The sequence below is a fragment of the Limnospira sp. PMC 289.06 genome (assembly GCF_032350395.1).
Classification (GTDB): Bacteria; Cyanobacteriota; Cyanobacteriia; order Cyanobacteriales; family Microcoleaceae; genus Limnospira; species Limnospira platensis.
Genome location: NZ_JARPLC010000528.1, coordinates 1 through 364 on the forward strand (window position 1 = coordinate 1; position 364 = coordinate 364).

At 48.9% G+C, this 364-nt stretch carries 1 pseudogene; it reads right to left on the minus strand.

Features of this window, described 5'->3' with window-relative positions:
- Nucleotides 1–289: pseudogene (locus P5674_RS26130) on the minus strand (RNA-guided endonuclease InsQ/TnpB family protein); the annotation flags it as partial.
- Nucleotides 290–364 lie beyond the last annotated feature (75 nt).

Sequence of the window (364 nt, forward strand, 5' to 3'; positions counted from 1 at the left end):
TCAAGTACGGTTTGGAATTGGAGTTGGGGAAGGTGACTTCCCTTTCGACCATAACAACATCGCGCGCGGCTAGATATCCACAGTGCGAACAAATATGTGTTCTTTCTGATAGGGTTTTCTTCACCACTTGACCGCAGTTTGAGCATTCTTGGCTGGTATAGTGAGCTGGCACAGCTACCGTGACCTTGCCATATTTAACGCCAAAATACTCTAGCCAACCGCGAAAAGTAGACCAACCCGCATCATAAATAGATTTAGCTAGTTTTCGATTTCTTACCAGCCCTTTGACAATGAAGCTCACCCCACCCGCCCAAGGCAGGTGGGGGTGTCGGTGCTAACCTCGAACTGTGCTAGTCCACAGGTG